Source organism: Lentzea miocenica (assembly GCF_033949945.1).
Classification (GTDB): domain Bacteria; phylum Actinomycetota; class Actinomycetes; order Mycobacteriales; family Pseudonocardiaceae; genus Lentzea; species Lentzea miocenica.
Genome location: NZ_JAXAVW010000005.1, coordinates 205660 through 231694, shown reverse-complemented (window position 1 = coordinate 231694; position 26035 = coordinate 205660). Strand labels below are relative to the sequence as shown.

17 protein-coding genes are annotated in these 26035 nt (G+C 69.9%); 3 read left to right on the top strand and 14 right to left on the bottom strand.

Going from position 1 to position 26035, the window contains the following annotated elements; translation table 11 throughout:
* Positions 1-22: 22 nt before the first annotated feature.
* Both SK803_RS08450 and SK803_RS08445 read left to right on the top strand, forming a co-directional pair.
* Positions 23-532, top strand: a complete 510-nt coding sequence (locus tag SK803_RS08450; protein WP_319965248.1) for a COG4315 family predicted lipoprotein — start codon at positions 23-25, stop codon at positions 530-532.
* Between the two features lie 245 nt (positions 533-777).
* The gene (locus tag SK803_RS08445) at positions 778-3018 is read left to right on the top strand and encodes an exo-beta-d-1,3/1,6-glucosidase (RefSeq protein WP_319965247.1); all 2241 of its coding nucleotides are present in this window, start codon (positions 778-780) and stop codon (positions 3016-3018) included.
* On the opposite strand, the gene SK803_RS08440 is transcribed toward SK803_RS08445, so the two are convergent.
* The 11 genes from SK803_RS08440 to SK803_RS08390 form a co-directional block, all read right to left on the bottom strand.
* Complete coding sequence (locus tag SK803_RS08440) at positions 2996-3772, bottom strand: hypothetical protein (protein WP_319965246.1); 777 nt, start codon at positions 3770-3772, stop codon at positions 2996-2998. The genes SK803_RS08445 and SK803_RS08440 overlap by 23 nt on opposite strands.
* A complete protein-coding gene (locus SK803_RS08435; RefSeq protein ID WP_319965245.1) occupies positions 3769-5502 on the bottom strand; it encodes a class I SAM-dependent methyltransferase in 1734 nt (577 codons plus the stop codon). The genes SK803_RS08440 and SK803_RS08435 overlap by 4 nt, the downstream gene beginning before the upstream one ends.
* Entirely contained in the window at positions 5499-6626 is a 1128-nt protein-coding gene (locus SK803_RS08430) for a glycosyltransferase (RefSeq protein WP_319965244.1), read from the bottom strand. The genes SK803_RS08435 and SK803_RS08430 overlap by 4 nt, the downstream gene beginning before the upstream one ends.
* Positions 6623-7390, bottom strand: coding sequence for an alpha/beta fold hydrolase (locus SK803_RS08425; RefSeq protein ID WP_319965243.1), 768 nt, complete (start codon positions 7388-7390; stop codon positions 6623-6625). Before SK803_RS08425 ends, SK803_RS08430 begins: the two co-directional genes overlap by 4 nt.
* On the bottom strand, positions 7383-7643 hold the full coding sequence (locus SK803_RS08420; RefSeq protein ID WP_319965242.1) for an acyl carrier protein: 261 nt from the start codon (positions 7641-7643) through the stop codon (positions 7383-7385). The genes SK803_RS08425 and SK803_RS08420 overlap by 8 nt, the downstream gene beginning before the upstream one ends.
* Positions 7643-11308, bottom strand: a complete 3666-nt coding sequence (locus SK803_RS08415) for a beta-ketoacyl synthase N-terminal-like domain-containing protein (RefSeq protein WP_319965241.1) — start codon at positions 11306-11308, stop codon at positions 7643-7645. Before SK803_RS08415 ends, SK803_RS08420 begins: the two co-directional genes overlap by 1 nt.
* Positions 11296-17808, bottom strand: a complete 6513-nt coding sequence (locus SK803_RS08410) for an SDR family NAD(P)-dependent oxidoreductase (protein WP_319965240.1) — start codon at positions 17806-17808, stop codon at positions 11296-11298. Before SK803_RS08410 ends, SK803_RS08415 begins: the two co-directional genes overlap by 13 nt.
* A 195-nt stretch (positions 17809-18003) precedes the next feature.
* Positions 18004-19080: an NAD(P)-dependent alcohol dehydrogenase gene (locus SK803_RS08405; protein ID WP_319965293.1), complete on the bottom strand. Its 1077-nt coding sequence runs from the start codon at positions 19078-19080 to the stop codon at positions 18004-18006.
* A gap of 5 nt (positions 19081-19085) precedes the next feature.
* Positions 19086-19868 carry an SIR2 family NAD-dependent protein deacylase gene (locus SK803_RS08400; protein WP_319965239.1) on the bottom strand — a complete coding sequence of 261 codons (783 nt, stop codon included), beginning with the start codon at positions 19866-19868 and terminating at the stop codon, positions 19086-19088.
* The gene (locus tag SK803_RS08395) at positions 19865-20716 is read right to left on the bottom strand and encodes a protein-ADP-ribose hydrolase (RefSeq protein ID WP_319965238.1); all 852 of its coding nucleotides are present in this window, start codon (positions 20714-20716) and stop codon (positions 19865-19867) included. Before SK803_RS08395 ends, SK803_RS08400 begins: the two co-directional genes overlap by 4 nt.
* A gap of 18 nt (positions 20717-20734) precedes the next feature.
* Positions 20735-21487 (bottom strand): nuclear transport factor 2 family protein, encoded by a 753-nt coding sequence (locus SK803_RS08390; protein ID WP_319965237.1) that lies wholly within the window; start codon positions 21485-21487, stop codon positions 20735-20737.
* Between the two features lie 55 nt (positions 21488-21542).
* On the opposite strand from SK803_RS08390, the gene SK803_RS08385 reads away from it, so the two are divergent.
* On the top strand, positions 21543-22382 hold the full coding sequence (locus SK803_RS08385) for a helix-turn-helix domain-containing protein (protein ID WP_319965236.1): 840 nt from the start codon (positions 21543-21545) through the stop codon (positions 22380-22382).
* Here SK803_RS08385 and SK803_RS08380 read toward each other — a convergent pair.
* The 3 genes from SK803_RS08380 to SK803_RS08370 form a co-directional block, all read right to left on the bottom strand.
* Positions 22359-23231 carry an aminoglycoside phosphotransferase family protein gene (locus SK803_RS08380; RefSeq protein WP_319965235.1) on the bottom strand — a complete coding sequence of 291 codons (873 nt, stop codon included), beginning with the start codon at positions 23229-23231 and terminating at the stop codon, positions 22359-22361. The two genes, SK803_RS08385 and SK803_RS08380, sit on opposite strands and share 24 nt — an antisense overlap.
* Positions 23232-23298: 67 nt before the next feature.
* Positions 23299-24270 (bottom strand): 3-oxoacyl-ACP synthase III family protein, encoded by a 972-nt coding sequence (locus SK803_RS08375; RefSeq protein ID WP_319965234.1) that lies wholly within the window; start codon positions 24268-24270, stop codon positions 23299-23301.
* Positions 24267-25976, bottom strand: coding sequence for a ThiF family adenylyltransferase (locus SK803_RS08370; protein WP_319965233.1), 1710 nt, complete (start codon positions 25974-25976; stop codon positions 24267-24269). The genes SK803_RS08375 and SK803_RS08370 overlap by 4 nt, the downstream gene beginning before the upstream one ends.
* Positions 25977-26035: the final 59 nt, after the last annotated feature.

The following is a 26035-nucleotide window of genomic DNA, read 5'->3' as shown; positions in this document are numbered from 1 at the left end:
CCGTCGTCCGTAATCCTCTGATGTGAGCCGATTCGCCGTTTTCGCGCTGGTCCTGGTCCTCGGTGCCTGCTCCGCACCGCCCGAAGAGACCCAGGAGACCGCAACGCTCGAGGAACTGGAGGCCGCGGCCGGTCCGGTCGCGGGCCCGACGCCGGTGCTGCCGGGAGACATCGCGAAACTGCAGGTGGAGCAGTCGCCCGCGGTCGGCCCCGTCGTCGCCGACCGCGAGCACTACACGCTCTACTTCAGCACCCAGGACAGCACCAACCCGCCCAAGTCGACCTGCGTCGAAGCCGAGTGCACGCTCGTGTGGCCGCCGCTGCTCGCCGCGGGCGGCAACATCGAGGCTCCCGGCCTCGACAAGGCGTTGCTCGGCACGGTGAAGCGCCCGGACGGCCTGGAGCAGGTCACCATCGCCGGACGGCCGGTCTACCGGTACGTCGACGACGAACAGGCGGGTGACACGGCAGGGCACGGGAAGGACGATCGCTGGTTCGCCATCGCCCCGAACGGCACCAAGGCCACGCGCTAGGGGCCAGACACCGAAATTTCGGTCTGGTCCATAGACAGCAGGCCGTCACGCCCGGACCACACACTGGAACCGGCTGCTCGAAAGGGCAGCCGGTTTTGTCGTGTTCGGGGTAGTTGACGGCCATCTCAACCGATTCGTTTGTACCGGAAATCCAGAAACCGGTTTCGCCCGGAACCGGTTTCGGCTAGACATTGTGAGAGCGCTCCCACGAACGCTGCCGCCGCACGAGCCCTCTCGGAGACCACATGGATCGCGACGACGTGCCCTACCTCGACGCCACGCTGCCCACTGCGGAACGGGTCGCCGACCTCCTGACCCGCATGACACTGCCCGAGAAGGTCGGGCAGATGATGCAGCTGGACTCGAGGGAGGACCTGGACGACCACGTGCTGCGCAAGCACGTCGGCTCGATCCTGCACACCTCGCCGGAGCGAGTGCTGCGCGCGCACGACCTCACCACCCGGACCCGGCTGCGGGTTCCGCTGCTCATCGCCGAGGACTGCATCCACGGCCACTCGTTCCACGAGGGCGCGACGATCTTCCCGACCCAGCTCGGCATGGCCGCGTCGTGGGACCCGGACCTCGTCGAGCAGGTCGCGCGCGTCACCGCTGTCGAGGCGGCGGCGACCGGCGTGCACTGGACGTTCTCCCCCGTCCTGTGCATCACGCGGGACCTGCGCTGGGGCCGCGTCGACGAGACGTTCGGCGAGGACCCGGTGCTGATCGGAGAGCTCGCGGCGGCGATGGTCCGCGGTTACCAGGGCGACGGCCTGCAGGACCCGACGGCGATCCTCGCGACCGCCAAGCACTTCGCCGGCTACTCGGAAACCCAGGGCGGCAGGGACGCGAGCGAGGCCGACCTGTCACGGCGCAAGCTGCGGTCGTGGTTCCTGCCGCCGTTCGAGAAGGTCGCCCGCGCGGGCTGTGCGACGTTCATGCTCGGCTACCAGAGCACCGACGGTGTGCCGATCACGGTCAACTCGTGGCTGCTCGACGAGGTCCTGCGCGGCGAGTGGGGCTACACGGGCACCCTGATCACCGACTGGGACAACGTGGGCCGGATGGTCTGGGAGCAGAAGCTGCAGCCCGACTACGCCCACGCCGCCGCGGCCGCGGTCAAGGCCGGCAACGACATGATCATGACCACCCCGCGGTTCTTCGAGGGCGCGTTGCAGGCCGTCGAGGACGGCCTGCTGGCCGAGGAGGACCTCGACCGCGCGGTGACCCGCATCCTGACGCTCAAGTTCGACCTCGGCCTGTTCGAGAACCCGCGCAGGCCCGACACCGAACGCCAGCGCGTGATGATCAACCACGACGAGCACGTGGCGCTGAACCTGCAGGTCGCGCGTCGTTCGCTGGTGCTGCTGCGCAACGACGGCGTGCTGCCGTTGCAGAACCCGAAGGGCAGGATCGCGCTCGTCGGCCCCCTCGCGGACGACGCGCAGACCCAGCTCGGCGACTGGGCGGGCTCGTCCGGCCAGGCCGACTGGCTGCCCGACGGCCAGCCGCGCGACATGATCACCACCGTCCTGGACGGCCTGCGCGAGCTGTCCGGCGGCGAGGTCACCTACGCCCGTGGCGCCGACATCCTCACGCTCGAACCGGATCCCGAGGGCGACACGTTCCCGGACGGTCAGCCGCGCCCTCCCGTCGTCCAGGCCTGCGCGCCGGACCCCGAGCTCATCGCCGAGGCAGTCGCTCACGCCCAGGACGCCGACTACGTGGTCGCCGTCGTCGGTGACCGCATCGAACTGGTCGGCGAGGGCAGGTCCACCGCCACGCTCGAACTGCTCGGCGGCCAGATCGCGCTGCTGGACGCGCTCGCCGCGACCGGCAAGCCGCTGATCGTCGTGCTGCTCGCCTCGAAGCCGCTGGTGCTGCCGGAGTCCGCGCGCGACGCCGCCGCGCTGCTGTGGGTCGCGAACCCCGGCATGCAGGGCGGTCGCGCGATCGCCGAGGTGCTGCACGGCCTGGTCGAGCCCAGCGGCCGGCTGCCGATCTCGTTCGCCGCGCACGCCGGACAGCAGCCGACGTACTACAACCAGATCCGCGGCCAGCACGGCACGCGGTACGCCGACCTGACGCAGGAACCGGCGTTCGCGTTCGGCGAGGGCCTGTCGTACACCACGGTCGAGTACGGCGACCTGCACGTGGAGACGGCGGTGCTGCGGCCGGACGAGACGGTCAAGGCGTCGATCACGCTGACCAACACCGGCTCCCGGCCGTCCCGCGAGACCGTGCAGGTCTACGTCAGCGACGCCGTCACGTCGGTGAGCTGGGCGGACAAGGAGCTCAAGACCTTCAGGCAGGTCGACCTGGAGCCCGGCGCGACCGCGAAGGTCGACATCGAGCTCCCGGTCGCCGACTGCACGATCGTCGACCAGCACGGCACCCGCGTGGTCGAGCCCGGCGAGTTCGTCCTCCTGGTGGGCCCGAACTCGAAGGACCTGCGCCGGGCCGAGTTCACCGTAAAGCCGCAGTTCTGAAGAGAGCGGGAACGATCGTGAGGTAACGGGGAGGAACCTCCACCGCCTTCGTGATCGCCTTCTTCACCGCCGGGACCAGGTCCGCGTCGACGAGAACGACAGCGGGCCTGCCCGGCGGGTCGACCAGCATGCTGGCGCCCCGTGCACCGGCCTGGACCGCGGCGGTGACCACCGCGTCCTGTTCGGGATCCGGGTTCTGGGCGTGGTGGTAGGCCGTCAACGCCGCCCCGAGGTCCTCGGTTTGTCCCGCGTACGGCCGTTCTACCTGCGGTTCTTCACGCCGGACCCGCGTGTCGACGACGAGCAGCCGTTGACCGGGCAGGTCCAGCTCAACAGCCGGTGGCTCCTCGTAGTGAGATCCCGCAAGATCCCTCAGCGCCAGTCCCACGGCCGTGCGCAGCGCCTCGCCCGCCGACAAACCACTCCCCCGTGGGAGATCAACGCTGCACATCAGCGTGGCGCCGCCTTCGCTGCCGGCCACCGGAGCCGCCCAGGCCGGGATCTCGCCGGACGGCAGCAGCGCCCGTTCGGTCGGCCGGTTCACCGACACGAGTTCGAGCCTGCCGTCGTCACGCCGATCGCCCGCGACGATCGCGCCCCACTTGGCGTGCACCTTCACGGCGCCGCCGAGCAGGTTCAGCACGCCGGGCGCGTACCAGACCCCGCTGGCGGCACGTCCGAACGTGCGCCGGAACGCGTGCGGCACCAGCCTGAGCTCCGGCGCGACCTCAGGCCTGTCCGCGATGTCCATCATGCCTTTCGCGCCAACAGCCGGTAGGCGTTGCCGTTGCCGGTGCGGCTCGCCAGGAACCGGTTCACCGTCTGGTCCAGCGCCATCGCGACGAAGAACGCCGGAATGCCCAGCGACCACACCAGGAAGCTCCGGGTCCGCCTGAGCCTGACCTTCTCCGGCCGCCACGGTGCCGGCGTGCGGGGCGCGACGTTGCCCAGCCACAACAGCAGCGCGAGTGTGAAGTCGTTGCAGAGGTGGGCTTTCGCGCGTTCGGTGGCCACTGTGGTCAGTCCGCGGTCGGCGAGCGCGTGTTCCAGGTTGCCGATCGGCATCATGTGCTGGTGCTGCGGCTGGAACCACGGCATCCAGTACTTGCCGAACAACCGGCCGAGCCGCCATTCCGGGTCCGGCAGCTCGATCAGCAGGTAGCCGCCGTCGGGCAGCACGTCCGCGACGATGTCGAGCTCCTCCCACGGATCCCGCACGTGCTCCAGGTAGTGGTGCATGCTGATCACGTCGTAGCGGCCCTTGAGCTCGCCTGCGAACTCCTTGAAGCTGCCCCGGTAGGACTGCTCGATCCGGCCGAGCTTCGCCGCCTCCTCGATGGCCGCGCCCTGGTCCAGCCCGTCGAACCTCGTCTGGGGCAGGACCTCCTTGGCGCCCAGGCAGAAGTGCGCGTGCCCGGAACCGACGTCCAGCCACCGTTCGGGCTTGGTGAACGGCTCGACCATGCGTGCCCGGCCGTAGTAGGGCTCGGTCTTGCCGGAGAACACCGCCTCCGCCGAGGTCTCGCCGAGACCGTCGTAGAAGTCGCGGTAGTAGAAGCCCAAGCCCTCTTCGGACAGCCGCGGGTTCTGCCAGACATGTCCACATCGGACACACCGGTCCATCGTGAACGTGCCGGGCTTGCGCTGCACCAGGTCCGTCGCGGTGACCCACAGGCGCAGGTCGGTGCTCCCGCACGCCGGGCAGTTGTCACGGCGGTTCTCGTGGAAGTCGCGGTCGCGGTTCTGCTGGTACCAGGGCGCCGCCTGCTCGAGGTGCTCGGCCTGGCGGCGTTCGGCAGTGGACTTCTTGCCACCGGCCGTCTTGAACCACAGGTACGGCGTGCGCAGGAACCGCGGCACCCACAGGTCACGCGGCCGCAGCGGCGTTCCGGCGAACACCAGGAGCGGCTGCGCCCAGTAGGCGGCCAGCGCGACGAGTCCCCACTGCCAGTTCGTGATCAGCGCGGCCACGACGGTCGCGTACCCGATGACCGAGCCCGCGATCCACAGCGACGGCCGTTTTCCCAGCTGCCGCAACGTCGCCGCGCGGTACCCGAGGTCGTACGGCCCGGCCTTGAGCCCCGGCGCGACCGCGATGTCGACCTTCGCGTTCACGTGGTCCTTGACCCCGCGCACGAACGCCACGAACTCGGTCGGGTCGTCCGGGTCGACGTCGTCCTTGTACTCGTCCCGCACCAGAACGGCCTGCGACGCGCTGATTCCGCGCGCCCACTGGTCTTCGCGGTACTTGGCCGGGTCGAACGCGCCGAGCAGGTCCAAGGCGGCGACCGTCGGCAGGTCGCGCGGCACCAGATCCACCAGGTCGGCGTCGGTCTCCCACGAACCCTCGGGATGGACTCCCGTGGCGGTGAGAAGCGAGTGCTCGCCCGCGCCCGTGGCGAGCACTCGCAGCTTGGACGCGCGGGCACGCAGGCGCAGGACGTCCACGAGAACGACCAGCACCACCAGCACGGTAAGGATCACCCGGCCACCACCTTCTCCAGTCGGTCGGCCGCGGCTGCCGCGCCGCCCGCCGCCAAGAACGATTCCCGCACCAGTTCCGCGGCGGCCGCGTACTCCGGCTCGTCCAGCACGGACTCCAGCGCGCTGCGAATGTCCGCGGACCGTGCCCGCGAGTAGGTCAGCCGGACGCCCGCGCCCGCCGCCACGACCTGGGCGGCGACAGTCGGCTGGTCGTCCCGGATCGGTGCCACGACCAGCGGCAACCCTTGCGCCAGCGCCTCACACACCGTGTTGTGGCCGCCGTGCGTGACGACCGCGTCCAGGTGCGGCATCAACGCGAGCTGCGGCACGGACGGCAGCATCAGGACGTTCGGCGGGGCGGGTCGCGGTTCGGCGACCATGATCACCTGGACGTCCAGGCCGGCGACCGCGTCGAGGGTCTGGCCGAGGAAGCGCTCGCCGGCCGGGCCGTTCAGGGTCCCCAGCGACACGAGCACCCGCCGTTGCCCGGTGAGCCGCTCCCACGGGAAGTCCACCCGTTCCACGCGGTGTGCCAGCGCGGGGCCGACGAAGGCCACTTCCCCGCCGAACTCCCCCGCCACCAACGCTTTCGAGCTGTAGACCAGCACCAGCCGGGTGGAGAACCTGATGTCACCACCCGCGAAGTCGTGCAGCAGGTCACGCACCCAGGCGTCGACCTTCGGCATCGTCCTCAACGGATTGATCAGCTCGGCGGACGTGCTGGCGGAGGTCGCCCACGGCAGGTAGGCGTGCTGTGCCACCAGCGGCCCGGCGAGTGCCTGCTGGTCGGCGACGATCAGATCCGGCTCGAACCTCGTGACGGCGCTGGAGACACCGGGCACCATCGCGTGCCCGAGCGGGATGAGGAACTCCTCCCAGAAGAACTTGAGCACCGCCATCCCGCGCAACGCGAGCCACCGTTCCCGCTTCGCCCGGATGTCCGCTTCCAGCACGTCGTCGATCGCCGGGAAGACCTGCGCGTTGTCCGGCAACAGTGGCGCGAGCGTGCCCGGATGCCCGACCCAGGCCACCTCGTGCCCGCGCTGCAACAGCTCGCCACCCACGGAGGCGGTCGGGTTGACGTGGCCGGTCAGCGGCGGCACCACGAACAGGAACCGGCTCATGACGGCAACCAGTCCAGCAGCACGTCGAGCAGTTCGGCCGTCGCTTCGCGCAGGACGGTGTGTCCCAGGCCGGAGACGACGTGCAGCCGGCAGGACGGGATCCGTTCCTGGAGTTCGGCCGCCGCCCCGATCAGTTCGGACTCGGCGCCGTAGACCCCGAGCACCGGGCACCGCACCTGGGTCAGGTCGAGCTTCGCGCCGGAGCCCAGGTCGTCGATCAGCGTCGTGCCGTTGAGCAACGCGTTGGCGTTGACCGCGAGCTTCGCGATCTTGCGCTGGCCCAGGGCCATCAGCTGGTCCTGCGTCCGGTCGAACTCCAGCCCGAGGGCCGCGACCGTCAGCGTGTTCGTGATGTCCTCGAACCACGCGTCGCCGACCACGCCGCCGACCGCCGACTCGACGAGCACGACGCCGCCGACCCGTTCGGGAGCCTGGACGGCCGCGTGCATCGCGACCACGCCGCCGTAGCTGTTGCCCAGCAGGTAGACCGGCTCGGTCACGCCGATCCCGTCCAGCACGGCGACGAGGTCTTCCGCGCCTTCCTCCGGCGTGTAACCGGAGGGAGGTCGTTCGGACAGGCCGTGGCCGCGCAGGTCGAACAGCACGGTGCCGAACCCGGCCTGGGCCAGCGGCGCGGCGAGCGTGTAGTAGAAGCTGGACAGGTTGTCCATCACCAGGCCGTGCACGAAGACCACGGTGGGTGCCTGTTCTGGCCCGAGCCGCTGCACGTGGAAGCGCAACCCCCGGGCTTGAACGTCAGACACGAGCCGTGATGTGGTCGACGAGCCGGCCGACGGACATCGCCATGATCTCGTCGATGTCCATGTCCGCCAGGAACCCCACGAGGTCGACGCCGTAGTGGGCGTTGAGCTTGTCCGCCAGCGCCACGAACTCGATCGACTCCAGACCCAGGTCGTCGCTGAACGTCGTGTCGCGGGTGATCTCCACGCCCAGCAGGAAGTCGGGCCCGACCACCTCGGTGATCATCTTGGCGACCTGCTGCAGCACCTCGTCCATCACTTCTCCGTTCGCACTCGGGCCGCGGCGCGCCCTGGTTCAGCCAAAACCTCGATCTGCGGGACGGCGAACGCACCGCGCACCCGGACGTCGGCGTCCACGGTCAGCTCCGCCGGGTAGATCGGCCCTGCGCCGCGGTCCCACAGCCAGGCGCGCACGGCGTCCTTCATCGCGATCACGCGCAGCAGCCAGTCGCGTTGAGCGGGCACGTCCAGCCCGCCGTAGTGCCGTCTCTCCGCGGAGTTCAGGTAGCGGCGCATGATCAGGTCGCGGGTCGCGCTGTCGGACCAGTTCTCGCTCACCCGCAGCCATTCGTCGTCCTGAGTGGACAGCATCTCGGTGCCCGGCTTGAGCTTGACCTGCCAGATCCGGTCGTCCGTGGTGAACCGGCGGGTGGTCCAGCCGGTGATCCGGCACCACAGTTCGCCGTGCACGGTCAGCTCGGCGTCGGCGACCATCTCCTGGGCGGTCACCGAACGGATCCAGGCCGTGCACTGGACATCACCTGTGGGCACGGGTCCGTGGTACGACACCTGTTCGATCCCGGTCGGCAGCACGGTCTGGTCGACCGTGTGCATGACCTGCATCCAGTGCCCGATCAGCTGTCCGGCGCTGTCCAGCAACGCACCCGGTGCGGGCAACGGGGTGAGCACGCCGGCGATCCCGTTGTCCGCCAGGCAGTCGATCTTCGTCACGCCCGCGAACGCCGGGCCGTGGAACATCCAGTTGTCCTCGTACAGCTCGGCGGCGGTGACCGGCGCCTCGCGGACGCCTTCGAGTTCCTTGCCGACCAGCTGTTTCGCGACCGGCGCCATCAGCACGACGCCCTCGGCGTAGTCGCCGACCCTCACCACGACGCGATCCTGGCCGTCCGCGCGGGCGGAGATCTTCACCGTGGACGCGGGCAGGGCCGTCAGCCAGCGCTTGGCCTTGACCTGCGTGAACCCGTGCACGGTGCCGCCGGTGAGCCTGCGCGCGGCGTCCGCGAACACCTCCAGCAGGCCGGTCGCGGGCACGATCGGGAACCCGTCGGCGAGGTCCGGCCAGCCAGGCGGCTGCGGGAACACCGAGTGGTCCACCAGTTCCGGCATGGTCCTGAGCGAGAACTCGCGGGTGAACCCGGCCTCGTTCGGCCTGAGCGCGCCGACGACCTCGCGCGCCACGGCGTTGGTGTGGGCCAGGAGCTTGTTGACCGCGGCCGACATCGGGCTGTCGTCGGCGACCAGCACCGGCTCGGTGCTCAGCGGGTCGAGCTTGATCCTCGGCGTGCCGAGCCTGAGCTTGACCTTGTGCGCCGTGCCGCGCTTGAGCCCGAACGCCCACAACGCTTCCGGCGCGATGTCGGCGTTCACCGCGACGTGCGGCTGGTCGGACAGCGTGTCGCCGACGAACCCCGGCAGGCTGCCCTGTCCGATTTGGACGAACGCGCGGAAACCCGCGCTGTGCATGCGTTGCAGGAGCGGCCGGAACTTGACCGGTTCGACCAGGTGGCGCAGGACCAGTTCGCGGACCTCGCCGGCGGCCATGGGTTCGAGCGAGTTCGCCGACCACACCGGGATGTCCGAGGCGCGGACCGGCAGCCGGTCGAGCATCTCCCTGGCCTGCCCCAGGTACGGGGCCAGCGCCGGGGTGTGGAAGCCGGTGCGGAACGGCATCAGCTGGGCCATGACCCCACTGGCCTTGAGAGTCGCGATGACCTCTTCGAGCCTGTCGATCGGGCCGCAGATCACCGACTGGTGCGGGCAGTTGTCGTGGCTGATCGTCACGCCGTCGACGAGGTGCTGTTCGGCGGTGTCGGCGGAGCAACCCAGTGCGGCGTAAGCGATGTCGACAACGGCGACCGCGCCGGGGCCGAGCGCGGAGACGAACTCGTCGATCGTCGGGTAGATGCCACCGACGACCATCGCGGTCCACTCGCCCATGCTGTGTCCGGCGAGCGCGCCGGGGATGATGCCGAGCGCCATCAGTTCGCGGGCCTCGCGGCGGCCGTCCTGCAACAGCTGGACGGCGTGGTCGACGACCTCGCCGCTGAACTCCCGCTCGAAGCCCGGGAACAGGAAGGCGACCTGGTCCGTGCTGGTCAGCAGCGGTTGCGGGGAGAACCAGATGTCGTGCCGGCCCGGCCACGCCTTGCCCTGGGCGAGGACGCGTTCGGCGAGCTTGAGCTTGCGGTCGTCGGGGTTGCCGATGGCCAGCCGGAACGCGCGGTCAGCGTTGGAGACGCGGCGTTCTTTGAGCGCCGCGGCCAATTCTTCGGCGGTGTCGGCGGCGAACGTCATGACTGGCTTGCGCGGCTTGGCAATGGTGTGACCGTCGAGGACGGCGTGTGCGTTGATCCCGCCGAACCCGAACGCGTTGACGACCGCGCGGTGCGGTCCGCTCCACGCGCGGGCTTCGCTGACCGGCGTGAACCTGGTCCCGGCGAGGGACGAATGCGGGTTCTCGACGTTGAGCGTGGGCGGCAACGTGTTGTGGTGCAACGCGAGTGCGGCTTTGATCAGCCCGGCCATCCCGGCGGCGGGCATGGCGTGGCCGATCATCGACTTCACCGTGCCGATGCCGATCTCGTCGCCTTCCGCGCCGAACGCGTTGATCATCGTGGCCAGTTCGGCGGCGTCACCGGCGGGCGTCGCGGTGCCGTGGGCCTCGATCAAGCCGGGAGCGTCACGGTGCGGGTCGAGGTTCGCGCTGGCCCAGGCCCGTTGCACGGCAAGGAGCTGGCCCTCGGGATTGGGCGTCATCATGCTCGTCGCCCGGCCGTCACTGGCGGTGCCGATACCGCGGATCACCGCGTAGACGCGCTCGTCGCCGACGTCCTCCAGTCGCTTCAACACGACCATGCCGACGCCTTCGGACAGCAGCGTGCCGTCCGCCGCGGCGTCGAACGGCCGGATGCGCTCGCTCGGACTCAACGCCCTGAGCTGCGTGAAGACGCTCCACAACGTCGGGTGGTGGCAGACGTGCACGGCCCCGGCGAGCATGGCGTCCGCGCGGCCCTCCTGGAGCTCGCGGACGGCGTGCTCGACGGCGACCAGGCCGGACGCGCAGGCCGCGTCGACCGTGTACGCCGTGCCCTTGAGGTCGAACCGGTTCGCGATCCGTGACGCCGCGAGGTTCGGGACCAGGCCGATCGACGACTCCGGCTGCTCCGGTCCGAGCTTGTCGCGGATGGCCTGGCGAACCGTGTCGAGGTCCGCGCCAGCGAGATTCGGGAAGAGATCGCGAACGACCGACACGACCTCGTCCGCGAGCCGCACTCGCTGGTCGAGGCGCGCGCAGCCGGGTGTGAGGTAACCACCGCGACCGACGACGACGCCGACCCGGTCGCGCGACGGAAGGCTCGCCTCGCCGCCCGCGTCCGCGATGGCTTCGGCGGCCGTGGCGAGAGCGAGCAGCTGGTCCGGTTCCGCGCCGTCCACAGTGGACGGCATGATGCCGAACCTGGTCGGGTCGAACTCCGCCAGGTCGTCGACGAACCCGCCCTTGCGGCAGTAGAACCTGTCGCCGGTGGTGCTGCCCTGGTCGTAGTAGGTCGCCGGGTCCCAGCGGCCGGGCGGGATCTGCCCGATGGAGTCGACACCGGCCGCGATGTTGCGCCAGAACGCCGACGCGTCGGGGGCACCGGGGAAGACGGCGCCGATCCCGACGATCGCTATGCCTCCCATCGGTAGACCACCTGCACGTCCTCACCGGTGAAGATCTCGTTCAGCAACGCGTCGACACCTTGCCGCGGCTCGATCAACGGGATGCCGCGGCGCGCGTACTCGTCGGCGAGCCCGACGGCCATGCCCGCGCCGGCCCAGGGGCCCCAGTCGACGGCGACGACCCGCCGCTGGGTGCCCCAGAACCTGGCCATCCGGTCCAGCGCGTCGTTCGCGGCCGAGTAGTCGGCCTGGCCGCGGTTGCCGAACACCCCGCTGACGCTGCCGAACAGCACCAGGAAGCCGTCCGTGAACGCCTTGGCGCCGTTGACCTTCGTCGTCCAGACCCGGTCGAACGACTCCTGGGTCTTGGCTTCGATCAGCTTGTCGTCCAGCACGCCCGCGCCGTGGATGACACCGTCGATCCGGCCGAACCTGGCCTTGATGTCGTCGAGCACCGCCTGGACGGCTTCGGTGTCGGTGACGTCGCACTCGTGGTACCGCACTGAGGATGCCTTGGCGCGCAGGCGTTCCATGGTCTGGCGGACCTCACGTTCGGCGAGCACCTTGCGCGCCTTCGCCGGCACGTTGTCCTTCTCGCCCAGCTCGAACAACGCCTTCACGAGTTCGGGCTCGGTCGTGGCGTGGCCGAGGCGATGGTCCTCCGGCGCGATCGGGGTGCGGCCGATCAGCTCGATGTGGCAGCCGGTGCGTTCGGCGAGTTCCGTGGCAGCGAGGGCGGTGATGCCACGGGCGCCGCCGGTCAGCAGCACCACGCTGTCGGCGTTGAGGCTGAGAGTGCTCTTGGCGAGTTCCGTCGGAACCGCTTCGATGACCTGCCGCCTGCCCGCGTGGTAGCCAACGACGGCCGGTCCGGGGCCGATCTCGGCGAGCAGCGCGGTGGCGATGTCGCGGTGGCTCTCCTTGGAGTTCACGTCGACCGCGCGCACCACGAGGTCCGGGTACTCCAGCGCGGCCGTGCGGATCAGGCCGTGCAGGCCGATGTCCGCGGGCAGTTCGTCCGGCGTGTGATCGAAACCGAACGTGCCGCCGCCCGTGGTCACCACGAGCAGGTTCACGCCGTTGGTCACGCACGCCTTGACCTCGCTGAACGCCTCGGGCAACCGTGCCCCGAGCCGGACCACGACGTCGATGCCGCTCAGATCGTCCGGCAACACCGGCTCGATGCGCGGACGCACGGCGTGCCGCTCGATGAGGTCCGCGAGCTCCAGGCCGATGCCGTTGTCGTCGATGATCAGCACGGTCTTGCCGGTCAGGTCGACGGGGTCCGCCGGTTCCGCCGCCACCACCTGCGGCACCAGCCGGACGAGACGCCCGGTGCCGCTCGTGATGGCCGGAGCGGGAGGAGCGGCCGGGACGGCCGGGGTCTCGCCGAACCAGCCGACGATCCCGTCGATCGTCTTCAGCTGGGCCAGCTCGTCGACCTCGCCCACCGCACCCAGCTCCTGGGCCAGCTCGCCCACGATCTCGGCGCGCTTGATCGAGTCGATCGACAGGTCGGCTTCCATGTCCAGCCCCGGCTGGAGCATCTCCACCGGGTAGCCCGTGCGCGTGCTGATGGTCCGCAACACCACTGCCCTGACGTCCCTGGCAGGTGCCGCGGGGGTGGACGCGGCGCCGAACCAGCCGACGATCCCCTCGATGGTCTTGAGCTGCGCCAGCTCGTCCACCGACCCCGACGCGCCCAGTTCGGCCACCAGCTCGCCCACGATCTCGGTCCGCTTGATCGAGTCGATCGACAGGTCGGCTTCCAGGTCCAGCCCCGGCTGCAACATCTCCACCGGGTAGCCGGTGCGGTTGCTGATCGTCCGGAGCACGACCGCGCCCACGTCCTCCTGCGCCTTGGCCACCGGAACCGGGGCAGCGGCGGCGACGGCGTGCTCGATCACCGGCATCGGCGCCGGAGCCGAGGCGGGCGCGGTGCCGAGGTAGCTCAACAGCACGTCGCGCTGGGCGCTGACCGCGTCCCGCATGCCGTCCAGGAACTTCTCGATGATCTCGTCGCGCCCCAGCCCGGCTCCCACCCTGAGCGTCGGGAACTCCGTCGCGGGCCGCAGCCCGCCGGGCAAAGCGTCGCCGTTCGCGTCCCGCACGAGACCTCCATCCACGTACCAGCCCGGCCGCGGCGGCGCGACCGTGGCGGGTTCGGCCCTGTCCTCGAACAGCGGCGCGGCGTCCACCTCGACGCCGGCGACCGCGAGTTCCGCGAGCGTGCGCAGGAACGTCGCGTGGTCGTCGCACCGCAACGCCTGATGCGGCCGGTCGCCGAGGGTCTTGCCGGCCAGCGAGGTCAGCACCCCGCCCGGCCCGGCCTCGACGAAGATCCGCGCGCCCGCCGCGTACATCGACTCGATCTGGTCCACGAACCGCACCCGGCCCGCGAGCTGCGCGGACAGTCCGTCCCGCACGTCCGCGTGGGGTTCGGCGGTCACGTTCGACCACACCGGAAAACGCGTCTCCCCAAGGGAAACGGCCGCGAGACGATCCGCGAACCGGTCACGGGCACCCGCCATCAGCGGGCTGTGGAACGCGGCGGCGACCGGGATGCTCTTCACGCTCAGCCCGGCGGTCCGCAACACCTCGACGGCGTTCTCCACGGCGGCCGTCGCACCCGAGATCACGACCTGGTCGGGCGCGTTGTGGTTGGCCACCACGACGTCCGCCGGCAGCAACGCCTCCACCGAGGCCAGCGGCGCGGACACCGCGGCCATCGTGCCGGGGTCCTCCCCGACGGCCTCCAGCATCGCCTCGGCGCGGGCCGCACTCAGTTCGAGCAGCTCGTCCGCACCGAACACACCCGCGGCCGACAACGCGACGAGTTCGCCGTAGCTGTGGCCACCGGCCAGATCCGGCCGCACGCCAACGGAGTCCAGCAGCGCGGTGACCATGAGTCCTGCGATGCCGAGCGTCGGCTGGGCCATCCGCGTGTCGGTGATCTCCGCGCGTTGCCTGGCGACGTCCTCGGCGGTCAGCGCGGCCGGCGGGTACATCACCCGCTCGTACCGGGCGTCCACGAAGTCCTGCAGCCGCGGGAATGCCGTGACCAGGTCGAGCAGCATGCCCGGCCGCTGGCTGCCCTGACCGGGGTAGAGGAACGCGATCTTCGGCCGCTCTCCCCCGCGCAACCGGACGACGTCGCTGGAACGCCAGGCCTCGACGTCCGCGAGCGCCTTCACCAGGCCCGAGTGATCGCTCACCACGAACGCCGCCTGAATCGTGCCTTCGCCACACGCCGCGGCGAGTGACCGCAACGGTGTCCTGGCATCGACGAGCGCATTCAGCCGAGCCGCTTCCCGTTGTGCCGCAGCCTGATCATCACCGCGGATCAGGAACAGCTCGGCAGGCCACCGGGTCAGCCCGTGGCGTGGTTCGTCGGCGCCGGTGTAGCCCGCCAGCACGGTGTGGAAGTTCGTGCCGCCGAACCCGAACGCGCTCACGCCCGCGACCCGGTGCTTGCTCGCCCACGTGCGGTGGCCGAACGCGAACGGGCTGGTCCGCGCGTCCCAGAACGCGTTGGGCTGCTTGACGTGCAGCGTGCCGGGCCGCAGACCGGTGTGCACGGCGAGCGAAGCCTTGATCACGCCCGCCAGGCCGGCGGCGCACTTGGTGTGCCCGATCTGCGACTTCACCGACCCGATCGTGCAGGTGCCCGGTTCGACGCTGGAGAACATCTCGGTGAGCGCGGCCAGCTCGGTCCGGTCGCCCACCACGGTTCCGGTGCCGTGCGCCTCGACCAGCCCGACCTCGGTCACCGGCAGACCCGCTGCGGCGTAAGCACGGCGCAACGCCCGTTGCTGGCCTTCCGGACGTGGCGCGGTGAGGCCCATCGACCGGCCGTCACTCGACGCACCGATGCCCTTGATCACCGCGTAGACCCGGTCGCCGTCGCGTTCGGCGTCGGCCAGCCGCTTCAGCACGACACACGCCACACCCTCGCCGAGCGCGATGCCGTCCGCCGCCGAGTCGAACGTGGCGCAACGGCCCTTGGCGGACAACGCCTTCACCGAGGCGAACATCTGGTAGTCGTGCGCGCTGTTGTGCAGGTCGACCGCGCCGCACAGGACCATGTCGCTGGTGCCGCCGACGAGTTCCTTGCACGCCACGTCGAGCGCGGCGAGGCTGGACGCGCAGGCTGCGTCGACGGTGTAGTTCGCGCCGCCCAGGTCCAGCCGGTTCGCGACCCGGCCGGAGATCACGTTGCCGAGCACGCCGGGGAACGAGTCCTCGGTCAGTGCGGGCAGGTGGTCCTCCAGGCCGCGGATTCCCAGGGCGGGCAACGCGGTGCGGACCGTGTAGGCGTTCGCGAGATCGGCACCGGCCTCGGCCCCGAAGATCACGGACGTGCGTTCGCGGTCGAACACGCGAGTCGCGTATCCCGCGTCCTTCAGCGCCTGCGCCGACACTTCGAGCGCCAGCAGCTGCGCGGGTTCGATCGAGGTCAGCGAGGCGGGCGGAATGCCGTACGCCAACGGGTCGAACGCGGTGCGCGGAATGAACCCGCCCCACTTGAACGGGCTGCCGTAGCGTTCGGGCGACCAGCGGTCCGGCGGGATCTCGGTGATGGAGTCGGTGCCCGCCAGCACGTTCGCCCAGAACTCGGCCACGTCCCGGGCGCCCGGCATGATCGCAGCCATGCCGACGATGGCGACGTCCAGCGGCTCCTGTTCTGCGCTGTCCACGGTGGTCTCGGGCAGCAGACCGGCCACGATGTCCTCGTGCAGGTCGGCGATCGTGGTGCGCTCCGAGCGCAGCGTCGCGACCTGACCGATCATGAACATGCCCTCGCGGCGCTGTTCGTCCTCGCCGACCGCCTTCAGGCCCTCCTCGTCGCGGACGAGACCGCGGCTGGCGAGCCGGAGCCGGCCGAGGTTGAGCTGTTCGAGCCGCTCCCAGCTCTCCTGCTTCGACAGGCCGGTGAGCTCGGCCCTGGCCTGCTCGAACGTGTCCACATAGGACGTCTGGGCGCAGCGGACCGCGTGGCCGGGCGAGGTCTCCAGCAGTGCCGTGTCCTCGCACTCCAGCGCGACCTGCTGGAACACCGGCTGGATCGCGCCGTGCGTGACGGCTTCCTCGGTGAACAGGTAGGCCGTGCCGACGAGAACGCCGACCGCCGCACCCCGTGCCGCGATCGGTGCGGTCATCGCGGAGATCATCGCGGCCGAGCGGGCGTCGTGGATGCCACCGGCGAACAACGCGACAACGTCCTTCTCACGACCGCGCAGGACGTCGATCTGCTGCTGCCACAACGTGAAGCTGGTTCGAGGGCCGGTGTGCCCGCCGCACTCCGATCCTTCGAAGACGAACTTGCGCGCGCCCTCGTCGAGGAATCGGCGCAGCAGCGCGGGCGACGGCACGTGCAGGAACGCCTCGATGCCGGCGGCCTCCAGCTCACGCGCCTGCGCGGGCGTGCCGCCGGCGACGATCGCGTACTTCGGCCGGACCGCCAGCACGGCTTCCATCTGCTTCGCGCGCAGCTCTGGCGGCGCGAACCCGAGCAGGCCGACGCCCCACGGCCGGTCGCCGAGCTTTTCCGACGTCTGTTCGAGGAGTTCGCGGACCGCCGCGCCGTCCATCAACGCGAGCGCGAGGAACGGCAGCGCGCCACCTTCGGCGACGGCGGCGGCGAACGCGGGCTGGTCGCTGACGCGGGTCATCGGGCCCTGCGCGATCGGGTAGCGCAGGCCGGGCACGCGGTCGCAGAACGGCCCGCCGGCCCGGATCGAGCGGCTCTCACCCCCCAGGGTGAGATTGTCGCGAATCGCCCGCTGAATCGCGCCTACGACACCACCGACGGTCCCAAACGAGACGCGATAGAATTCGGCGAACGCGCCTTCTTGACCAATTTCGAGCGTGTTCTGACGAACATGCACACGCAACCCGGCGTTCACAACGGTGTCGGCGCCGTCCATCAGCCGGACCGCGTTCACAATTTCACCGGAAATGTGTTTTCGAGCCTCTGCGACTAGCGTGAGCTGGCCTTCCAGCACCACTCCGCGCGCGCCACCGGCGATCGCCGCGGCAGCTGTGTCGGGGCCGATCGAACCGGCCACCCAGACCGGCAGATCGGTCAGCGCGAGCACCTGCTGGAGCAACACGAACGCGGGCGAACCACCCACTCGGCCACCTGCCTCGGCACCCTTCGCGATCAGGCCGCCTGCCCCGAACTCGATCGCCGCAACAGCCTCGGCCACCGAGGTGACCACCGCCAGAACGCGGCGTTCGCCCAGCTCAGCCAGGTTCGGGACATGCCGAACGAGATCCACTACGACGGTGTCGACGGCGTCCGGCAGTGCTACCGCCAGCGGGCCGTGCAGTCTCACCGCGAACGCGCGCGGGTCACGCGCGGCGACACGCGCAAGATCGGCGGCGGCGTCCGGCCCGAGGTCGAGCACGCCGAGCGCGCCCGCCCGTGCGGCGGCGACCACGAGGGCCGGGTTGGGGGTGCTGAACGGACTAAGACACAGCACCCGTTCTCGATCCGACGGCATGTTCACTGCGCTCACTTCCTCACCCTGCAGGGGTGGGGAGAAAGGAATTCAGCTAGGTTACTACTGACCGGTACGGTTAGTGCGCGCTCACCGTACGCACAAACCGCGGGCGCCGTCGAGAGGGGTGGTGAAACTTTCTCACTTACGTAACCTGACGAATGACCCCAGATGGCGGGGCGCATTACGCCAGTTCGCGGATGGCGCTGCCTGCTATGGCATCCGCAGCACGGGTTTGACGACCTCGCCCGCCTCCGCCGCCTTGATCGCCTCGGTGATCCGCTCGAACGGGAAGTGCGTCACCAGTTCATCGAACGGAAACCTGCCCTGCCGGTGCAGGTCCAGTAGCGTCGTGATCAACGGAACGCTCCGGCCCTCACCGCCGAGGACACCGACGATCCGCTTGCCCCACAACGTGCTGAGGTGGTCGAGCTCCACCCGCGCCCCCGCGGGCGCACCGCCGATGAGAGCGCAGACGCCGCGCATGCCCACCGAGTCCACGGCCTGCCGGCACACCGCCACCACGCCGGTGCACTCCAGGCTGAAGTCCGCGGGCCCCGCACAGATCTCGTGCACCGCGGCCACCGGATCGTCCACGCTCGCGTTGACCACCTCGGTCGCGCCGTACCTCAGCGCGGCCCGCAACCGCGCCTCGTGCCGGTCGACGGCGATGATCTGGGTCGCGCCACTGTTGCGTGCGGCCATGACCGCGGCCAGCCCGACCGTGCCGACGCCGTAGACGACAATGGACGAACCAGCGTGCGGTCGCAGTACGTTCAACACCGCACCCGCGCCGGTCGACAGCCCACACGCCAACGGTCCCAATAGGTCCAGCGGCAGCAAGGTGTCCACCGGCACCAGACCGCGATACGGCACAACAGCGTGCGTTGCGAAGGACGACTGACCGAAGAAGTGGCTGGCCAACGGTGATCCGTCGAGCCTGCGCAAGGCCTGGCCGCCACCGACGAGAAGGTCGCCCAGCCGCAGGCAGTAGCGCGGCTGGCCGTCCAGGCAGTTGCGGCACTCACCGCACCACGGCCAGCCCAGCACCACGTGGTCGCCCTCCCCCACCCCTGCCACACCAGGCCCGACGGCCTCCACCACCCCGGCGCCCTCGTGCCCCAGCACGCCGGGCAACGGGAACGGCAGGTCGCCGTGCCGGGTGATGGAGTCGGTGTGGCAGATGCCGGTCGCGACGACGCGCACGAGCACCTCGCCCTCGCGGGGCTCGGCCAGCAGCACGTCCTGGAGTTCGAACTCCCCGTGCCGCTCACTCACCACAGCGGCCATGATCTTCACGCCAGCACCTCCGTCACGTCGGCCCGCACCGCCAGAGCGTCGAGGTCTGAAGGCACCTCGGCGTTGTCCCGGTTGATCCGCACCAGCCGCGCACCGGGCACGCCGCGCACCAGCGACTCCACCGGCCAGCGGATCACCGCCGGGGTGCTGAACCCGGCGCCGATCTCGACCACGAGCAGCCGGCCGTCGCCGCCCAGCCACTCCCGCAACCGCCGCCCATCAGGCGCGTAGTGGTCAGGGACGTACTCGGGTCCCTTGTGGACGTTGAGGAACACCGGCCCGCCGCAGCGCGGGCACGACGGCACGGCCGACACCTCACCGTTCGCCGCGTCGTAGGTGGCCAGCGCCGCCTCGACGATCGGCCTGCTCTCCCACGTCTCGCGGGTGCACGGCGTTTCGCACTGGTAGCGCCCGTAATCGCCCTGCGGTGACCACACGTCACCGAAACCGTTGCGTGCGAACAACCCGTCGACGTTGGACGTCAGCACGAAGTTGTCACGCTCGCCGACGAGTGCGCGCAGCCGTTGGTACAGCGGGTTCGGCGCGGGGTCGAACCTGATGTCGTCGACGTGCACGGACCAGTAGCCCCACAAAAGCCTTGGCGGCAGCGGCAATCCGATCAACTGATACCGCGCCCACAGACCTTTCCGGTGCAGCGCCGGGAACAGCTCCGCGAACCGTTCGGTGTCGGAGTAGTCGTAACCAGCGGCGGCCGACAGTCCCGCACCCGCCGCCACCAGTACCCGATCCGACTCGTCCAGCCAGCGTTCGAACGTCACAGCAACTCCCGGTAGGCGTCTTCGTCCTCGTCGCTGAAGGTCGCGAACACGACCCGGTCGAGCCGGCCGGGATGCGCGGCGAGCCAGTCCTGGACGGTGCTGATCGCGATCCGCGCGGCGGGCCGCTTGGGAAACCCGAAGATCCCGGTGCTGATGCCGCAGAACGCGATGGTGCGGATCCGGCCGGCCTGCGCCGCCAGGTCGAGGCACGCGCGATACGAGTCGGCCAGCGCGTTCTCGTGTGCTGGCAACACCTTCCCACGCACGATCGGCCCGACGGTGTGCAGCACGAACGGAGCGGGCAGGTGGTAGCCGCGGGTGATCTTCGCGATGCCGGTGGGTTCCGGCGCCGCCTGCGCCGCCATGATCCGGTGGCAGTCCTCGCGCAGCCGCGGACCGGCCGCGGCGTGGATCGCGTTGTCCACGCACGGATGCATCGGCTGGAAGCAGCCCAACATGGCGTCGTTCGCGGCGTTCACGATCGCGTCGGCCATCAGCCGCGTGATGTCGCCCCGCCACACCGCGATCGGCGCCGACAGTGATCGCGCGTTGACCAGCGGATGTTGCTGGCGTTCGCCGCCGAGCACCGCGTCGAGCACAGCGAGCAGCTCGGGATCGAACGGCGCCGGTTCCCGCACGGTCAACACGGACCGCAAGTGGCGGCGTTGCTCGGCGAGGCCGCGCGGGAGGGCGAACCGGCCCACCCACGGGTCCTCGCCGAGCAACCGCAACGCCTGCTCGGTCAGCACGCCGAGGCTGCGGGCAGGTGCGGGCGGGCTGAGCGGGTGGAACGGCTCGTCCAGCGCGACCTCGTTCCGGTAGTCGCGCAACGGCAGTGCGGTGATCATGGCCAGAAGTGATCGTGGTCAGAACAGGCCGTTGGTGTGCGGCAGCTCGGCCGGGATCGGGGTGAGCACGTCCCAGTGCTCGACGATCTTGCCGTTCTCCACGCGGAACAGGTCCCAGTACGCCACCGGCTCGCCGAACTCGCCCTCGGACTGCAGCAGCACGAGATCGCCTTCCGCCACCACCTGGTGGATCGTCTTGTAGACGAGGTTCTTGCCCTGGCCGGCCCACTTCGCCGCGGCCGCGCCGAACCCGGTGAGCCCGTCGGCGGCCTCGGGGTTGTGCTGCAGGTAGGTCTCGGTGGAGATGTAGTCGGTCAGCACGGAGTAGTCGGCGTCCTGCAAGACGCGCTGCGCGAACTCACGGACGAACGCGCGGGACTGTTCGGTGTCGGCGTTCGCCGGCTGGGCAGGACCGTCCGTCTGGGACCGTCCGCTGGCCGTTTCGGCAACGACGGGCGTGAGCGCGTCCCAGTGCTCGGCGAGCTTGCCGTCCACCACCCGGAAGAGGTCGAACGCGACCAGCGGTTCCGGCGCGAAGCCGTGGTAGATGCCGTGCAGCGCAACGAGATCACCATCGCCGATCACGCGGGCCAGTTCGTAGCGGAAGCCTTCCGGCAGGTTCGCGACGAGCCCGCGCAGTGCCTCGGGTCCGTCGCCGATGAGCGCGCTGTGCTGGCGGTAGTCCGGTGCGACCCAGCGGTCCACAGCGGACGGATCCTTGTCGCCGAAGAGTTCGCCTGCGGCCTTGAGCACGAGTTCCTTGTTGTTCATGCCTCCAAAGATGTCCCACCGGTCTGCGGCGGACGAGGTAGGATCACGCCTCACCATGGTCAAAAGTGGACAGGTCGCCAGTTTCGGCTTCAGCAACCCCGACCGCGGCCAGCTGGGCCTCGAGGTGGTCGACCTCGCCGTGCTCCGGCGCAGGTACACCGACGACACGCTGACCAAGGTGCACCGCACCGACTTCCACCAGCTGTTTCTGGTCACCGCGGGCAGCGCCACCACCATGGTCGATTTCGTGGACCACCCGTGCGAGCCCGGCACACTGCTGCACGTCAGCCCCGGCCGGGTGCTCCGCCTGCCCGACGGCGACGCGGAGGTGTTCATGGTGCTTTTCACCCCGGCGTTCCCGCCGCCGCTGGACGGCACACGGCCGTTGCTCAGCCCGTTCGGCCCGGTGCGGCGAACCGTGCCCAAGCTTGAGCAAGCGGTCATCACGCGTGCAGTACAGGACCTCAAGCAGGAGTACCGCCGCAACGTGCTGACGAACGAGCCGGTCGACCTGCTCCGCCAGTTGCTGGGCGCGTTGTTGTTGCGCATCGCCCGCCTGCCCTCGGACATCGATCCTTCACACGGGGACGGCCGGTTCGAACGGTTCCAGCAGGAGCTGGAGCGCTCGTTCGCGGTGACGCGCAACGCCGCCGAGTACGCCGCGCGGATCGGTTACTCGTTGCGCAGCCTCAACCGCATCTGCCTGGCCGCCACCGGTCAGTCCGCGAAGGCGTTGATCGACGCGCGGGTGGCGTTGGAGGCCAAGCGCCTGCTCGTGCACACCGATCTGTCGTCGGCGGCGATCGGGTATCGGCTGGGGTTCAGCGAGGCCACCAACTTCACGAAGTTCTTCACCCGCGAGACGGGCGGGTCACCCGGCGCGTTCCGCCAGTAGCTGCTCGATGGTGCGGGTGGCGACGCCCACGAGGAACGGGTTGGTGTCCCGGTAGTACGGCAGCGCGACGACCGCGAGCTCCAGCGCCCAGCCCTGCGCGCGCAGCCAGGTGGCGTCGTCGAACTCGGCGAGTTCTCGCCGGAACGCCCTGCGGCCGCGTTCGTCGAGGAACAGCCACGCGGTCATCAGGTCACCCGCGGGATCTCCGACGGCGGCGCAACCCCAGTCGATCACGCCGGTGAGCTCGCGGTCGGTGAAGAGCAGGTTGCCCTCGTGGAGGTCGGCGTGCAGCCATCGCGCTGGTTGGTCCCAGTGAGGCGCATCGAGCACTTCCCGCCACAGCGCGAGCAGTCTCGGGTCGTTGCCGAGTTCGGCGATGGACTCGCGCACCCGGTCGTCGCTGCTGGCGTGGTCGAGACGGCCTCGGTAGGTGGTCCACGCCTCGACCGCGGTGTCGATCCCGTGCAGCGCCTGGACCAGCTCCGCCAGCCGGATCCCGGTGGTCTCGCTGACCTCGCCGATCGTCGCGATGTCGCCGCTGAGCCAGCGCACGACCGACCAGCGGTACGGGTAGTTCTCGGTGGGCTCGCCCAGTTCCAGCGGTTCCGGCACGGCGACCGGGAGGTGCGGGGCGAGCTTCGGCAACGTCGCCGCGTCCCGTTCGGCCTGTCCGCTGGACCACTCGATGCGCGGAAGCCGCACCGCGAGTTCGTCGCCGAGGCGGTAGATCGCGTGGTCCGTGCCGCCGTGTTCGAGCTGGGTGATCGGGAGGCCGTGCCAGCGCGGGAACTGCGTGCGGACGAGTTCGTCCACAAGGGACACGTCCGTCGCGATCTCGCCGTCGTGCATCGACCACTCCCGCCGGGCCCGGTGTCCATGCATGCAACACCGGGCCTGACAGGCGAAGCAACTGCTTTTAGTGCCGGAAGCAGAGGGTTCCCCACTGGAACCCGGCGCCGATCGCGGACATCACGAACACGTCGCCGCGCCGCAGCTCGCCGAACCTCGCGTGCAGGGCGGTGAACACGCCGGCCGACCCGGTGTTGCCGAGTCTGTCGAGCGTGACGGGCGCCTTGTCCGCCGGGACGCCGAGCTTCTCCAGCGCGGCGTTGACGATGTGCAGGTTGGCCTGGTGCAGGAAGAAGTGGTCGATCCGCTCGATCGGCACCTGCGCGTTCGCCGCCGCGGTGAGGATGCTGTCGGGCAGCCACCTCGTCGCGGTGTCCCAGACCGCCCTGCCGTTCATCGCGAGGAAGTGTTCGCGCTGGGCGACCGTCGTCTCGGACGTGGGCAGCTTCGATCCGCCCGCCTTGATCTGCACGTCGTAGGACAGTTCGGAGCCGAAGTCCCACGACAGCAGGCCGCTGCCGCCGTCGCCTTCCGTGAGGACCGCCGCTCCGGCCGCGTCGCCGAAGAAGATCCGCGTGGTGCGTTCCTGTGGATCGGTGACGCGGCTGGCGCAGTCGGCCGCGATCACCAGCGCCGTGCGGGCGGCCGAGGACTGCAGGAGGTGTGCCGCGAGCAGCAACGCCTGCACGCCGTTCGCGCACGCCGCCTGCGTGACGTCGAGCGTCAACGCCCGGTGTGCTCCGAGTGCCTCCTTGACGATCAACGCCGTGGACGGCAGCGGCTGGTCCCAGGTGTAGGTGGCGACGATGATCACGTCGAGCTGCTGGGCCGTCGTGCCGGCCGCCGCCATCGCGTCGCGTGCCGCGTCGACGCACATGTCCGAGACCGCGCGGTCCGGTGCGAGCCAGCGCCGTTCGCGGATGCCGGTCCGGCTGGTGATCCACTCGTCGGACGTGTCGACCATCCGCGCGAGGTCGTCGTTGGTGACGATCCGTTCGGGGAGGTGGACGCCGGTTCCGCGCAACGCCACCGGGATCACACGAGGCTCCTGGCGGTGTTGGTGGCGGGCGTGATCAGTTCGGCGAAGTCCACGTAGAACCGGCCGGACGCGCACTCGCCGCCGAGCAGGATCCGGCGGGCGACCTCCGCGGTCAGCGCGCCGCCGAGCGCCACGCCGGACGCGAGCTGCGGCCAGCTGCTGAGCGTCTTGCCGAGCTCGTCGAACGACGCGCGCAGCTCGGGGCTGATCCGTTCCGCGTCGACCATGGCGAGGATGAGGTCGACCTTCTGCGGTTTGGTGAGGTTCTCCAGCTCGTCGGCGGTGATGTCGCCGATCAGGCCGTGCAGCAGGGGCCGGTCGGGTTCCTCGTCGAACCGTTCGACGTCGAGCATGCCGCGGTCGTTGCAGTCCATGACGACGGGGATGCCGCGCTTGCGGGCTTCCTCCCTGGCGGCGATCTTCGCGTACGGGGTGTCGCACTCCTCGACGAGAAGGTCGAGGTGTTCGACGAAGTTCTCCAGGTTCGCCTTGGTCAGGCCGTCGGTGAAGATCTCGATGTCGAGGTACGGGTCGATCTCGAACATCTGCCTGGCCGAGATCACCGCCTTGTTGACGCCGAGTTGGTGCACGCCGGCGCGGAGGCGGTTGAGGTTGGACAGCCCGAACTCGTCGAAGTCGGCGAGCTTGAAGCTGCCGCCGATGCCCTCCAGCGCGAACGTGACGGCGGCGCTGTTGCCGACCGACAGCCCGACGACGCCGATCCTCTTGCCCAGCAACGTCCTCTGCTGCGGGCGCTCGATCTTGCCTCGGTTGCGGTCGGTGCGGACGAGCCGGAACTCCTCGCGGGGCAGCACGTGCACGAGCCGTTGCGACCAGGGGTAGTACACCCAGGTGCCGTACTCCCACTCGGAAAGCCCGCCCAGCTGCTCGTTCTTGCGCTGCGCCAGGTCCTCCGCGGGTGGCAGCCACGGCTCGCGGCTGCGGATCAGCTCGTCGATCTGCGCGTCGATGGTGTCGTGGATCTCGCGAACCTGGCCGCTGTTCAACAGTGTCCGCAACGCGTCCCGGTCCGTCGCGACCGCGGGGGTGAACAACAGCGGCTGCCAGGACGTGGTGTTCGCTCCGGCGTTGAGCCGCTCGGGTCTGCGGTGACTGGTCGCGATGGCGGGAACGTGGTCGACCGCCACCAGCTTCGGGAGCTCGTCGCGGGCCTTCGTGACCAGGTCCTGGTACTCGCCGGCGCCCTTGCTCACGTCGTGGAACATGATGACGACGTCTTCGGTGTACTGCTCGACGTATCGGCGTGTTCCGTCGACACACCGGAAACCAAAACGCTCGTGGAACTCGTGCTGCCCGTCTTTGGTGCCCGATGTACCAATCATCGCTTTCGCACCCAGAGCGTGCGCGGCGCCAATTGCGACGGCGTTCAAATATGCGCCGAGCCCCAGTTTCCTGGCCCGATGCTCGACCACGAGTCGGCTGTGCTCAAACGTTTCCTCGGGCGTCACCCCGGCATCCCCCAGAACCCGCAGATAACCGGCAACGCCGAGGAATGCGCGGGACTGGTAGAGCTCCCCCGTCGCCGGTGTCGACAGCCTGATGTACCCGAGAGGCGGCCCATCAGGCTCTTTGCGGGCGACGAAGTGCCAGGCACCGTGGTCCAGGTCCTGATCGTCGACGTGCCGGCCGTCCTCGGCCAGGAACGCCGGGCGGCGACCGCGGTCGAACAGCACCCGCGCCCTCAACTCCCGGACGGTCTCCACTATCTCGTTGCTGACAACGTTGTCAACGGGAGCTAAGAACG